This is a genomic window from Paenibacillus sp. SRL342 (assembly GCF_984798905.1).
On record NZ_OZ481790.1, the window covers coordinates 3,802,909 to 3,817,141 of the forward strand.

10 protein-coding genes, 1 pseudogene and 1 riboswitch are annotated in these 14,233 nt (G+C 44.2%); of the genes and pseudogenes, 8 read left to right on the forward strand and 3 right to left on the reverse strand.

The features are described 5' to 3' along the window. Nucleotides 1-399: 399 nt before the first annotated feature. From AC4E8D_RS16625 to AC4E8D_RS16635, 3 genes and pseudogenes are all read left to right on the forward strand, one after another. Nucleotides 400-516: pseudogene (locus AC4E8D_RS16625) on the forward strand (alpha/beta hydrolase); the annotation flags it as partial. 530 nt (nucleotides 517-1,046) lie between these two features. Further along, on the forward strand, nucleotides 1,047-1,820 hold the full coding sequence (locus AC4E8D_RS16630; RefSeq protein ID WP_313771463.1) for an SDR family NAD(P)-dependent oxidoreductase: 774 nt from the start codon (nucleotides 1,047-1,049) through the stop codon (nucleotides 1,818-1,820). 289 nt (nucleotides 1,821-2,109) lie between these two features. Next, complete coding sequence (locus AC4E8D_RS16635; RefSeq protein ID WP_490204964.1) at nucleotides 2,110-3,504, forward strand: MFS transporter; 1,395 nt, start codon at nucleotides 2,110-2,112, stop codon at nucleotides 3,502-3,504. A 71-nt stretch (nucleotides 3,505-3,575) separates the two neighbouring features. Here the strand turns inward: AC4E8D_RS16635 and AC4E8D_RS16640 are convergent, their stop codons facing one another. Next, the gene (locus tag AC4E8D_RS16640) at nucleotides 3,576-4,796 is read right to left on the reverse strand and encodes a cytochrome P450 (RefSeq protein ID WP_221821359.1); all 1,221 of its coding nucleotides are present in this window, start codon (nucleotides 4,794-4,796) and stop codon (nucleotides 3,576-3,578) included. Between the two features lie 405 nt (nucleotides 4,797-5,201). On the opposite strand from AC4E8D_RS16640, the gene AC4E8D_RS16645 reads away from it, so the two are divergent. The 5 genes from AC4E8D_RS16645 to tenA all read left to right on the forward strand — a co-directional run bounded on the left by AC4E8D_RS16645 (nucleotide 5,202) and on the right by tenA (nucleotide 13,583). After that, a complete protein-coding gene (locus AC4E8D_RS16645) occupies nucleotides 5,202-7,160 on the forward strand; it encodes a beta-glucoside-specific PTS transporter subunit IIABC (protein WP_221821361.1) in 1,959 nt (652 codons plus the stop codon). 59 nt (nucleotides 7,161-7,219) lie between these two features. After that, nucleotides 7,220-8,662: a glycoside hydrolase family 1 protein gene (locus AC4E8D_RS16650; RefSeq protein WP_221821362.1), complete on the forward strand. Its 1,443-nt coding sequence runs from the start codon at nucleotides 7,220-7,222 to the stop codon at nucleotides 8,660-8,662. A 17-nt stretch (nucleotides 8,663-8,679) separates the two neighbouring features. Further along, a complete protein-coding gene (locus AC4E8D_RS16655; protein WP_221821364.1) occupies nucleotides 8,680-9,531 on the forward strand; it encodes a PRD domain-containing protein in 852 nt (283 codons plus the stop codon). Nucleotides 9,532-9,829: 298 nt separating this feature from the next. Beyond that, nucleotides 9,830-12,502 (forward strand): endo-1,4-beta-xylanase, encoded by a 2,673-nt coding sequence (locus AC4E8D_RS16660; RefSeq protein WP_221821367.1) that lies wholly within the window; start codon nucleotides 9,830-9,832, stop codon nucleotides 12,500-12,502. 207 nt (nucleotides 12,503-12,709) lie between these two features. After that, nucleotides 12,710-12,807: riboswitch (TPP riboswitch) on the forward strand. A gap of 113 nt (nucleotides 12,808-12,920) precedes the next feature. After that, nucleotides 12,921-13,583, forward strand: a complete 663-nt coding sequence (gene tenA / locus AC4E8D_RS16665; protein ID WP_221821368.1) for a thiaminase II — start codon at nucleotides 12,921-12,923, stop codon at nucleotides 13,581-13,583. Between the two features lie 164 nt (nucleotides 13,584-13,747). Here the strand turns inward: tenA and AC4E8D_RS16670 are convergent, their stop codons facing one another. Both AC4E8D_RS16670 and AC4E8D_RS16675 read right to left on the reverse strand, forming a co-directional pair. Then, entirely contained in the window at nucleotides 13,748-14,044 is a 297-nt protein-coding gene (locus AC4E8D_RS16670) for a spore coat protein (RefSeq protein ID WP_047843175.1), read from the reverse strand. Nucleotides 14,045-14,055: 11 nt separating this feature from the next. Next, nucleotides 14,056-14,205: a hypothetical protein gene (locus AC4E8D_RS16675; RefSeq protein ID WP_490206490.1), complete on the reverse strand. Its 150-nt coding sequence runs from the start codon at nucleotides 14,203-14,205 to the stop codon at nucleotides 14,056-14,058. Nucleotides 14,206-14,233: the final 28 nt, after the last annotated feature.

Sequence of the window (14,233 nt, forward strand, 5' to 3'; positions counted from 1 at the left end):
AATACGAGAGGATAGCCCTACTTAACCGCGATTTCGCGGTTTTTTCTTTGTCTTTGACTAGCAATGGGCTTGAATTACGCTACACGATCTTTGTATCGCGTTATAGTCGATCGTCTCACTTGAAATCTACAATAGAAGTATCCTTTTGGCCATGTCAATCCACTCTACCTGTTGGATTCTTCACCCGAGCTGGCAAATACCAAAAAGCGGCCAGCGGTACTTGTGCTTCCAGGTGGAGGATATAGAGCTTGTTCTGATCGAGAAGCTGAACCCGTTTGCTACGGCATTTTTGGCTGAAGGTTATCAAGTCTTTATCCTGTGAAATTCACTCAATCAGCATGCTGTATTTCCAAAACCATTGAATGATACGGAGGAAGCGTTGACACTCAAGCGGGCCAACAGTGCGGACTGGATCCTCAAAAAGTAGCGGTATGCGGCTTCTCCGCAGGGGGCCATCTTGCTGCAGCTTTGGGGACGATGGGTTCCACTCGGCCTAATGCAATGATTCTTGGTTATCCTTGTATTCTGGAGGAGATGAGTGATATTTTTCCTGCGCCCGTTCCAGGCGTGGAACCTGTTAACCGAGGAAGAGCAGAAGCAGCTTAACGATGGGCTAAAGACTATTTCGGTGACATAACACTGGAGGAAACACAGCATAAACAGAATAAGTCCTTTAGCCATTTTCGGGCTCGTTCCTAATCTATTAAAATGACGAATTGCAAAAAAAGACACAAAATGATAGTATTTATATCAATATAATAGTAAAACTATCAAAATGAAATTTGGAGGAAACAACTATGACAACTTACAATGAAAACATTAAAATTTCGGAACTATTGAATAATGATGAAGCAACAACATTGCTTACCAAACATCTACCTGAATTCATTAACGAGCCATCATTCAAAATGGCTTCCCATTTTACGCTGGATCAACTCGCAGCCGTTCCACAGGTCGATCTGCCAGAAGACATTTTGTCCGCACTGAAAGCGGATCTTGCTAACGTAACCTTCGAATCTGCAGAGGCTCCTAAAGCGAGCAAAGCTGTGAATACCAACTCCGATTCGTTTGCAGGCAAAGTGATTACCATCACAGGCGCTGGTAGCGGTATTGGCCGAGCTAGTGCAGTGTTGATGGCATCGAGAGGAGCCAAGCTCGTTCTGGTGGATTACAATGTAACAACAGGGGAAGAGACACTTGCGCTTGTGAAGGAGCAGGATGGCGAGGGCATCTTTGTTCAAGCTGATGTATCCAAGGAAGAGGATGTAGAAAACTATATTCAAAAAGCAATTGAAACATTTGGTAAAATCGATGTCGCGTTCAACAATGCAGGAATCATTCAGAAGTTCCAGCCTTTCCATGAAACATCCCTGAACGATTTCTCCCGTATCATTGACGTCAACTTGAAGGGGATCTTCCTGGGGATGAAGCACGCTCTCAACGTGATGGTTCAACAAGGTTACGGTCATGTGATAAATACAGCATCAACCACGGCGCTTCGAGCTGAGCACAGTCTGGCCGCTTATACAGCGAGTAAACACGGTGTTGCCGGATTGACAAAAGCAGCAGCGATTGAGTACGTCAGAAAGGGCATTCGGGTAAATGCTATCTGCCCTGGGGGTGTAGCCACTTCGCTGACCGCAGCTGTTCCGCAAATGTTACAAGAAAGCGATTATATGCCCGAAGAATTCCCAAATATGAGAATTGGGCGTTTTGCGGAGCCAGAGGAGCTGGCTGAACTCGTAGCATTCCTGGCATCGGACGGCTCCAGTTATATGACAGGCTCTATCCTTGTAGCAGACGGTGGATTGACACTTTAAGGAGTAACAGCAAGTCTTTCGAACATGGTTCTAGCGATTTTAAAGCCGATTCCTGATCTATTTCGGTTCATTTTATTCATAAGAATCGTGCATAAAACAGATGGACCAAAAACTGATTCAGTATACCTGAGTCAGTTTTTTTGTCGTTCAAACAGCAGGAATACCTTCTGTTTGGATTGCGTTATTTGATCTTAACAATGCGCTATATCTGTTATATATGCCAGGACATAAAATGAAAGTATAGAAGAGGAAGAGAAATTCAACATGAAGAGTAACGGAGGCGAGTGTTATGGGAGTTGCAGTGAACGAGCAGCATATTAAAGTAGATAATACGCCGGCTCAGCCACCCCGGGAAATACCAACGAAAAAGTTAATTGGCGATTCAATGGGACAGTTCGGGTTAAACATTTCAAGTGGATTGTTGGGTTTGATCACGTATTATTATACGGATGTCGTTGGCGTGTCTGCCGCTGTAGTCGGTACGGTAATGCTGCTTACCAAAGTTTTGGATGCGTTTGCAGACATCGGTATGGGTGTACTGGTGGATCGGACCAAAACCAAGTATGGGCAAGCTCGTCCCTGGTTGTTATGGATGACCATTCCAATGTTCATCTCATTATTCTTAATGTTTTCCGTGCCGGATATAAGTTCTACAGGCAAAATTATATATGCGATTATTACGAATCTTGTATTCTACATTTTGGTGTTTACTCCAACCTCGATTCCATATAACAGTTTGATGGCGTTAACAACGCGTAACAGTTACGAGCGTTCCTTAATGGGTATTATCCGTTCAAGCAGCGGGTATCTGGCAGGTATGGTTGTTGCCGTTGCATTTGTTCCAATCGTTACAGCCATGGGCAATAGCAGAAGTGACTGGACGTTGCTCGCATCAATTTTTGCTGGTGTTGCAGCAATCGGGATTTTCATTTCATTCCTGTCCAATAGGGAAAAGTACAACAATGTTCAATTGGATGAGCTTGGCATGTTTCAGGATAAAACGCCGATTCGTGAAGGACTGAAATTACTCTTTGCCAATAAATACTGGGTATATATGTTCTTCGTAATGGCTCTCGCTAGCATTTTGTTTGCTCTGGGCGTGGCAGCAGGAAGTTATTATGCCAAATATATTTGGGGCAATGTAAGCCTGATCGGCATTATGGGTGCTATTGGTTTGATTCCGGTTATTATCGGATTTGCCTTGTCCGGACCATTCATCAAACGTTATGGCAAGCGAAATACAGCCCTCGGCGGTATATTAATCGGACTCCTCGGAGCAGCCGTTCGGTTAGTCGCTCCCGAGAGCATTACATTGGGTCTGATCTGTTCTATCTTCCAAACGCTTGGTACAATTCCGCTAATGGCAGTAGGTGGAGCAATGGTCACAGACACGATTGAATACGGCGAATGGAAATTTAACAAAAGACTTGTTGGTTTAACGAATAGTGTCATCGGTTTCGGTTCAAAAGTAGGCACAGCAATGATTGGATGGTTCCTCGCGCTAGGAGGATATGTCGAACAAGCTACAACCCAAGGAGAAGGAGCAAAGCAGGCCATCATCGCGTTGAATATATACGTCCCCATTGTTGTATTCATTCTTCTTGTAGTATTCCTTTACAAAAACAAGCTGGACAAGGAATATCCAACGATTATTAGAGAGCTTGAAGGTAGAAGAAAGGCATAACAAGATTTAAGTGTCCTTACACACAGCCAATCGCTTGTGTGTAAGGGCACTTTTAATTTGATGAAATTAGTTCAAAAAAGCTTGGTTGTTACGATGGCTGGCAGGTTTTGAAGAGTCTGTGTACCCGGGTAGAGCTGGCTTGCCGCTTCAAATTTGATTTTTGCAGTAATATTGGAAAAGTGATTCGTGAACCCTCTCAGCACCAGTTGGCCCTCTAGCCTGGCTAATGGAGCGCCCAGACAAAAGTGAGGTCCTTTGCCAAACGAGAGATGACGATTGCTGTTGGGACGGTAGATATCAAAGCGGGAAGGTTCGGGAAAATGTCTAGGGTCATTGTTGGCTGCACCCAGCCAGGTTAATATAACATCTCCTTTTTTCATAGGCACGCCAAGGATGTCTGTATCCTCTACTACCACACGATCAAGTGTCGTGGGAAAACGATACCTTAACGATTCTTCAACAGTATTCTCTATCAGTTCTGGATCTGCGGCAATATCCTGATAGATTCCGGGTTGATCATACATAAAACTGTAGAACAGGCTGTTTATCATGTTAGTCGTTGTTTCGTTCCCAGCAGCAAGGAGGCCCAAGCTAAAGGTAACAACCTCTTCATCGGTTAGTTGATCCCCATCCAGCTCGGCAAGTGTGAGATCGGAAATAATGTCCTCGGCAGGATGCTTTCTCTTCTGCTGAACAATGGGGAGCAAAAATTCGTTAAATTCTTGCATAGCCGCATACTTCGCATTCATCTGCTCCTGCTCATTACCTGTGGCATTGGGGAAAAATAACATGTCAGACCAGGCTTTGATCTGTGCCCGGTGTTGCCTCTCTACCCCAAGTAGATCGGCAATGACAGTAACAGGAAGTGGAACCCCTAGGTCTCGAACAATGTCCACATCATCTTTCGTCTTCATCTCAAGCATTAACTCATCAACGATAGCCGCGATTTGAGGCTCCCAGGTTTTTAACTGACGTGGGGTGAAGGCACTAGAGACTAACTTTCTAATATCACGTTGAACAGGGGGATCAACAGAATTGATGTTCACTCGGGTAATTACCGGTGGAACCGGGGATACACTCCGTTTACGAACACTGGAGAACCGTTTCCAGTCTGTTAGAACGGAATTGACATCATCATAACGATACAGATTCCATACTTGCTGCTTCTCGTCAAAATAGATGGGATGATTCTCCAGCATGTACTCATAATAAGCATATGGATTCCAAAGTTCTTCAGGTGTCTCTAAATTAGATACCTGATGAATAACGATCGATCTGTTATCAGTCTGCATGTCTCCTCGCCATCCTTTAATGTAGTTTGTGGAAATCTCCAAATAATGATAGCCAAACTATCATTATTTGTTTTAAAGGTACCATAAATCACACTTATTTAGCAATTAAATGAAATGTTTTACTGAATATCAATTATTTAGAGATACTCTTAGGGTCACAGATGAAGAAACATTTTCATATCAAAATGCAGAAAAATGTCGAATAAAGTGATTGCTAACAAATTTATTGTGTGATATTATGATCCAGTAAACGTTTACATCTACAACGAATTAAATATTAGCAGTGTTTGGCTGTTACTGGTAAAGCAGGCATGACCAAAATGATTTGCATTTTCCTTATGTGAGTAGGGGAAGGCATATCGTTTTGGTCTTTTTTATATCCAAATTCAGAAATGAGGCATTGGTATGGATTATCGCAAGTTGGGACAAGAGATTACGGAATTGGTTGGGAAGAAGGATAATATCGCTCGGCTTACGCACTGCGCAACCCGACTACGATTCGAACTGCACGATATCTCCAAAGCGGAGACAGAAAAACTCAAAGCACTTCCAGGTGTCATTACCGTTGTGAACAATGGTGGACAATATCAGGTCGTTGTGGGCAATGAGGTGCAGCAGGTCTACCGAGTTATCACTCAGCAGATGGGTTCTGCTACCCGAAGTGCGGAATCCAAATCGGATTCTGGCAAAAATAACGGACCAAAACAAAAACAGAGCTGGATCTCCAGATTCATCAGCGTGATCTCAACAACATTTACTCCGGTAATTCCGGCAATCATTGGCGCGGGTATGATCAAAGCGATATTAGCCGTACTTGTGCTGACAGGCCTTGTAACGACGGAAAGCCAAAACTACTATATTCTTAATACCATTGCGGACGCGGCTTTTTATTTCATGCCTATTCTGCTGGCTTATGGAGCTTCCATTAAATTTGAAACTAGTCCCATTCTGGCGATGACAGTTGCCGGCGTGTTGTTACACCCGGGATGGAGCGCCATGATGGCGGAAGGAAAAGATGTGTTTTTCATCGGTGTTCCAGTTCGACTAACCGATTACGCGGGCTCCGTGCTGCCGATTATTATCGTCGTTTGGCTCATGTCCTATATTGAACGTTTCGCGGATCGGGTATCGCCTTCAATGATCAAATTTTTCACGAAACCAATGCTTGTACTATTGATTACAGCACCACTTGCATTGGTGGCGATTGGACCTTTCGGAACGTACCTGAATGATCTGGTTGCCATGGGTGCAGAAGCGATTAATGCCAGAGCCAGTTGGCTGATTCCTTTGTTAATGGGAACTTTGCAACCATTCCTGATCGTAACAGGCACTGCATGGGCGATGACACCGATTGCAACTAGCCAACTAACCAAAAATGGATATGAAATGATCAACGGCCCGGGAATGCTCGCGTCCAATATTGCTCAAGGTGGGGCCACCCTTGCTGTAGCATTAAAAACAAAAAACAAAAAACTGAAACAGCTCGCTGCTTCATCCGGTTTCACCGCCGTACTGGGCATCACGGAACCATCCTTGTACGGAGTAACTTTGAAACTGAAGAAACCCTTAATTGCCGCAATGATTGGTGGTGGTGTAGCAGGGATATATGCTGGTCTGACCGGATTAGTACGTTATGCCTTCGTTTCTCCGGGTCTTGCCGCGTTACCTGCCTTCATTGGAAGCAATCCGATGAACATCGTTCATGCCATTGTGACTTGTCTGATCGCTTTTATCGTTACTTTTGCTCTGACATGGATCATTGGTTTTGAGGATCCAGTGGATGATGAAGAAGAAGGCAATACCAACGTTAACGATGACAAGACACTTTCCGGGCTGTCTTTTCAAGACAACACTCTAAGCACGCAGTCAGTTGCAACAACAAATGCGAATGGACCAACCCAAAATGAATTACGCCCACTTACGATCGCAAGTCCGATGCAAGGGGAATTAGTCCATCTAGACCGTGTACCAGACGATGTCTTCTCTTTGGGATTACTGGGTAAGGGCGCTGCTATCATTCCTGCCAAAGGAGAACTGTATGCTCCGATCGCAGGTGAAGTTACGGCTTTCATGGACTCCAAACATGCGGTGAAATTAAATGGTTACGATGGAGAAGAGGTGCTCATTCATATTGGAGTGGATACCGTAAACCTGAAGGGGCGACACTTCGACTCTTCCATTAAAGTAGGGGATCGCGTAAAACGGGGGGACTTGTTGATCCGCTTTGATATCGACGCCATCAAGGCAGAAGGCTACGAAGTCATAACCCCGATCATTATCGCCAATTCGGATCGTTTCCCGGACATTAAGCTGGAGAAGCAGAGTCCTGTGGAGGTTGGAGCGACGATTATCCACCTTTCGTAACAAGCTTAATATGGTCCGTCATATATCTTAATCAACATTAAAATGAAGGAGTGTTTGAGATGTTATATCAACACACCAAACCATTCCCCAATGAATTTCTGTGGGGAGGCTCTACCTCGGCCTACCAAGTCGAGGGAGCCTGGAACGAAGATGGCAAAGGCCTGTCCGTCATCGATATGTGTGATCATCCGGCTGGAACCGCCGATTTCACGGTTGCGAGCGATCACTATCACCGATTCAGAGAAGACGTGAAGCTTTTTGCAGAGCTGGGCCTCAAAGCATATCGTTTTTCGATTGCATGGACTCGAATCTTGCCTTCAGGCACAGGGCCTGTTAATGAAAAGGGACTCGATTTTTATCACCAATTAATTGACGAATTGCTGCTCCATGGTATTGAGCCCATTGTGACCATGTATCATTTCGACTTACCCTACGAGCTTGAGAAAACCGGAGGATGGAACAACCGGGGGACGATTGATGCCTTTGTGGAGTACGGGCGTATCTTGTTTGAGCATTACGGGCATAAAGTGAAATATTGGTTGACCATTAATGAGCAGAATACAATGATTCTCCATCCCGGTGCTATTGGTACACCAAAAGGCGGACGTCTGCCTTCCAGTAAGGAACTGTATCAGCAAAATCATCACATGTTTGTGGCTCAAGGCAGAACGATGCGACTATTTCATGATATGCTCCCGCAAGGCAAGATTGGTCCTGCATTAAACATGACCTCCATGTACCAGGCAACCTCCAGACCAGCAGATGCAATCGCTGCACATAACTGGGAGACAATTCGTGGATGGGGTTTTCTCGACTTATCGGTGTGGGGACGGTATAATCCATTATTCTGGAGTTATGTACAGGAACGCGGCATCGAGCCGGTTATTGAGCAGGGTGACATGGAAGATATCCAGTCTGGCAGCCCCGATCTGGTAGCAATCAACTACTACTCGACGGCAACCATTGCCGCCAGTATGGGAGATGCGTCGGATGTTACAGCTCGTGCGGGTGATCAGCAAATTATGCTTGGTGAGCAGGGAGTCTACCGAGCCGCGGAGAATCCTTATACCGAAAAAACAAAATATGGCTGGGTCATCGATCCGATTGGCCTAAGGTTAACATTGCGTAAGGTATGTGAACGATATGGTCTCCCGATTCTAATTACGGAAAATGGTATAGGAGCCCCAGATATACTCGAGGCAGATTACACGATTAACGACACGTACCGGATTGATTTTATTGAGAAACATCTGGAACAGATCAGACTGGCTCTGACGGATGGTGTGGATGTGATTGGTTATTGCCCTTGGTCCGTTATTGACGTGGTAAGCACCCATCAGGGTTATGGGAAACGCTACGGCATGATCTATGTAAACCGTGGTGAACAGGATCTGAAAGACTTGAAGCGTTTGAAGAAGAAAAGCTTCTCGTGGTATCAAGAGGTCATTAAACAAAATGGCAGATGTATCGGAAATTCGGATCAGGCGGTCACGAAAGAATAAAGGATCGTGATGAATGCATGAAAGTAATCAAAATATTAAATAACAGCTTGCTTCTGACCAAAGATGAACAGGGGCAAGAGATGATTGTCATGGGAAAAGGGTTGGCGTTCAAAGGCAAAGTTGGCGAGCGACTGGATGAAGAACACATCCAAAAACGATTCATTCTGCAAAATAATCCGTCTGCGCAGGCTTACGTACGAACCATCGAAAACATGCCGGAAAAACATGTGAATGTCATAAATAAACTGATTACCAATGCAAAAGAAAAGTTGTCTCTTGACGACCAAATCTTCTTTACGCTTATGGATCACTTGTCATTTGCCATTGAACGATGGAAAAAAGGTGTAGCACTACAGAATCGCATGTTATGGGAGATCCAGAGGTTTCACCCTGTTGAATTCGAACTTGGCCTTGAAGCCGTTCAGTTGCTGAATCTAGAACTGGGGGTTGAACTGCCGGAAGAAGAAGCAGGGAATATCGCTTTTCATTTCGTGAATGCCCAAACGCATGAACAGAATATGGAGCGCACGATGCAATCCGTTAAGATGTTAAAAGATATTTTTAATCTGATACAATACACCCTTGATATGCAATTGAACAAAAATTCCATCCATTATGTGAGACTTGTCACACACCTGCAATTCTTCATCCAGCGTTTACAAGAAGGGCGTCTGGGCAATTCGGCGAAAGATTTTATATTTCAGCACATGGTGAAGGAGCATCCGCTTGAATACAAATGCGCGGAGATGATCAAAACCTACGTGCAGAATATGCTGGACATCTCCATATCGAACGAGGAATTATTATATTTGATGATTCACATTGCTCGAATTGTCCAGGAGGAACAGGGTGATGATGGACGATTATAAAGCAAAGTTAAAGTTGTATTCCCTTAACTCTTTTTCGGGAAAGATATTTTCTAACTATGACCGTTTTCTCGTATTTTATCGGGAAACGGTCTTTTATTTTTGCAAATATGTAGCGGCTTTTTGATATTCCATGATTAACGAACTTCTGATTCCTAAAATCATAATTACCAATTGATAACATTTTATTATAATTATTGTAAATTCGTTATATGTAAGCGCTATCTAAAGAGCTATAATCTATTTATCTGGATGTTAATCCGTTCAGAAATACTTAGACCAGATCAAGAGGAGGAATTGTATGAAACGGTTAGGTCAATGGAATATAACAGCCTTGGTTCTTGTGCTCGTACTTGCCATGCTTCCATTTTCGAATGTCTCACATGCAGCCAAGGCAGTTACGGAAGTGGAAGGTGGCCATTTGAGTACAAACTTTGAAGACGGTACACTTCAGGGATGGACTCCACGTACAGGTAACGAAAGGCTGACAGTGACACAGCAGGAGGCACACGAAGGTCAGTCCAGTATGCTGATCGCCAACCGTGAGCGTTCCTATCATGGACCGATGTTATCCATGAAGGATCTGCTTGAGCGTAACCAAGAGTACGAAATTACGGCATATGTAAGACTTACCCAGGAGCCCATCACGGATCAAACACTACAGCTCACCACATATAAAAAAACAACTGCTGAAAGCTGGAACCCGATCGGTAGCGTGAAAATTGCCAAAGCAGAGTGGAATACATGGCACAAGATCACCGGAAAATTTCAGTATAGCGATGATCCCACTGAATTGAATTTGTTCATCGAAACACCCTACATCTCTGAAGGTAGCGTAGATACGTTATCGTTCTATGTGGATGATGTATCATTTACTCTGGCCGAGCAACTGGAGATTGAAGAAGGTATTCGGTCTCTGGAGGACCTGTATCAAGATGATTTCCCCATTGGTGCAGCGGTGTATCGCTGGCAGTTGGAAGGCGCATATGGACAACTTCTCACAAAGCACTTTAACAGCTTGACCGCAACCTATGAGATGAAACCGAAGTACATGTCTCCTTCCGAGGGTGTTTATGAGTTCGAGGCAGCCGATCAATATGTTCAGTTCGCCGAGGAGCATGGTATGGGCGTACGCGCACATGCGTTGTTGTGGCATATTGATGCAGCAGAGTGGATGTTCAAAGATCCTCAGGGTAACCCTGCGAGTCGAGAATTACTGCTTGCCCGGATTCAGGATTACGTTGAAACCGTCATGACCCGATACAAAGGTAAGATCTATGCCTGGGATGTGGTAAACGAGGCGATTGCGGATAGCAATGGTGATGCCAACGGTTTACGTAAAAGTCCCTTTTATGAACTAATCGGTCCGGATTACATTGAGAAAACCTATGAATTCGCTCGTGCAGCAGATCCGAATGCCAAATTATATTACAACGAATACTTCACGGAAGTCCCTGAGAAAAGAGAGCATATGTTTCAGTTGGTCAAACGACTGAAAGATAAGGGGCTTATCGATGGTGTGGGTTTGCAATCCCACTATAACCTGGAATCCCCTCCCATCAAGGAAATTGAAAAAACGATCAACATGTTCGCCGAACTTGGATTGGATATTCAGATCACGGAACTGGATGTGGATAGCGGAATTCCATTTGGTGAAGAGATGTCGGATGAAGTTGCGGTAAAACAGGCGTATCGATATAAGGAACTGTTGGATTTGTACCAAAAACACAAAGATCACATCTCTTCAGTTACCTTATGGGGACTCCAAGATGAGAAGTCTTACAACAACCAGGCTATGCTGTTTGATTCAGCCCTGAAGGCCAAAAAAGCATACTGGGGGCTCGTGGATGAATCAGGCTTGCCTGTTTTGACACAGAGAGCCGTCTCACTTTCGGGTAAACCGGATATCAAAAAACATTCACAAGATCCACTCTGGAACAAAGCGGTGTCTACTCCACTGAAGGGCGACTCTTCGGGATCAGCCAGTTTCCGCACCTTATGGGATCAAAGTAACCTGTATATCCTTGTGGATGTTCAGGATGCGAAGGCAGATGTGAACGACAGAGTAGATATCTTTGTTGATCTCAATAATGGCAAGACCACTTCATATGAAGCAGATGACCGACACGTAATCATTAAGCGGTCGGGCAAAGCTGAGGGCGTGGAGCAGCGTTCATATCGTGTACGCGAGACCAAAGCAGGATATCAGGTTGAATTGTCCATTCCGTGGGGTGGTATCCAAGTCGGATCAGAATATGAAGCCGGATTGGATATCCGTGTGACTGATGGCGGTTCAAGTGGGACACAACCTTATAATCCAATGTACTGGAATGATCGAACACAATCTCAGGAACAGGATACAAGCAAATACGGCGTGATTCAGCTTGCCCCTATGCCCAAATCTGCACAAGCTGTACAAGGGATTGTTCAGATTGATGGGAAGAAAGACACATCATGGAATAAGGCTGTACCATTTGAAGTAAAACGGTTGAATGAGAACGAAGGTGCAGAGGCAGTCGCTCGGGCAATGTGGACAGGTGAGTATCTATACCTGCTGATCGACGTCACTGATCCAAACATCATCACAGATAACATCAACCCATGGGATCAGGATTCGGTTGAGATTTTCCTGGACGAGAATCACCAGCGCACACCGTATTTTCAATATGATGATGCCCAGTTCAGAATCAGTGCAGACAATGTGGGAACCTTTGCAGGGGGTGCCTCACCCGGACGCCTTGTAAGTGCTGTGAAGAAAACAAATAAAGGATATCTCGTAGAAGCCAGAATCCAGTTGCAATCACTGACGCCCAAAGCAGGAAATGTTCTCGGTTTCGATCTTCAAATTAACGACAACCAGGGCGGAGGTAAACAGAACGTAGCCAAATGGAATGATACGACCAATGAGAGCTGGAGAAACACTTCGCAGTACGGAATACTCACTTTTGTCGGAAAGAACAAGCTCGGTCATTAAACCATCGACAATAATTGTAAGAATAGAAACCATCATAACAGTGGATAAAACTCAACCATTGTTGTGATGGTTTTCATCATTTAAAGACGTCACTCAAGCTGATGAGGCGTGATACAATCTGTCTTGACTGTATTAAACAGCCCTTGATATACTAAATGGATGTTATTTTATTCTTTTATGCGGATAAGAAAGTAATCAACTACATACAACCGTTTGCGAGGGAGCCTTAACCGGCTGAGAGGGTGTTAAACCGACCTTACCTGATTTGGATAATGCCAACGTAGGGATGCAACGATGAAACACTGTACTTGGGTAGCTCATGCGAACCCTCTTGTTTTAGTGTATTTGTCTGCGAAACATCCTATGGATGTTTCGTTTTTTTGTTTTTAAATACGTACATTATGAATTGGAGGAACATATGTTGACTATTTCAGAGAGACTATATCGGGCGGCACAGCCTGTGTGGAAGGAATGTCTTGAGCATCCCTTTGTGAAAGGGATCGGAGATGGTTCCTTACCGGTTGAACAATTTCGTTATTATTTGTTGCAAGACTACTTGTACCTGTTCGATTATGCCCGCGTATTTGCACTAGGTATCGTCAAGTCGCACGACCCCAAATTGATGCAGTTTTTTAGTAAAAATGTAGATAACATCCTGAATGGCGAAATGAAAATTCATCGATCTTATATGGAACGACTAGAGATTACAGAGGATCATGTTTTTCAGGTAAAACCTGCACTGAAAAATGCAGCCTATACTAACTATATGCTCTCTGTTTCCCATGCGGGTGGTATAGCAGAAGTACTTGTATCCATTCTGGCCTGTTCATGGAGCTATGCAGAGATTGGTCAAGTCCTTGCTCAAAAGCCAGGTGCAGCTGATCATCCTTTTTATGGAGATTGGATCACAGGATATGCTTCCTCTGAATACAACAGCAACAATCAATCCCTTGTGACGTTAACGGATAAGTTATTAGAAGGCTGTAGCGAGGGAACGTACCAACGGATGGAAGATATTTTCGTGATGTGCAGTCGCTTTGAGCTTGATTTTTGGGAGATGTCATGGAGGCTGGAGCTTTGAGTTCAATGGTAGTTAATTCAATTTAGAGAGCAGCGTCCATAAACAATAAGAGGGCATAAAAGTTCGTATTGAAGAGGGAGGTTATCCCCCCTTGCTTCATACGAGCTTTCGTTTGTTACCTTTTGTTTCTCTCGTGGAGCTGCAACGATACCGAAAAAAGGGCGTCAGGACGGAATGTTCATAGCAGTTTGAATATTTTTCAGATCGAGCTGAATTTGCTCTGCAATATGGTAAGGGTGGTATAAGCCATGCTGCACCATGTAATTTGATATCTTTTCATGAGAGTCTATGGCTTCATCGAGCTGTTTCATCAAAATTTGTTTGATTTCGGGGGTGGCACATTCGGTCACAGCCATGGCGTAGTTTCTGACGCTGCTCTTGGCGTTCATCAAAAAATCCATTGCAATCACGTCATCGGTCAGCGTATTAAGACCAGTCATGTGTTCTAATATTGGGTTCATTTTTTTATCTCCTATACAGTCGCTTTAGACAGCACTCCACCGAGCTCCTGAAGCTGCTGTTGTGATAATATCGCATCTTGTTTCAAAATTTGTTTGAGCTCCGGGTCGGTTACCAGAGCTTGCATCGTCTTACATTTAGTCATGCAAAGCGTAAGTGGAATTCATTCAGATTGTCCTCCCGTGTATCTA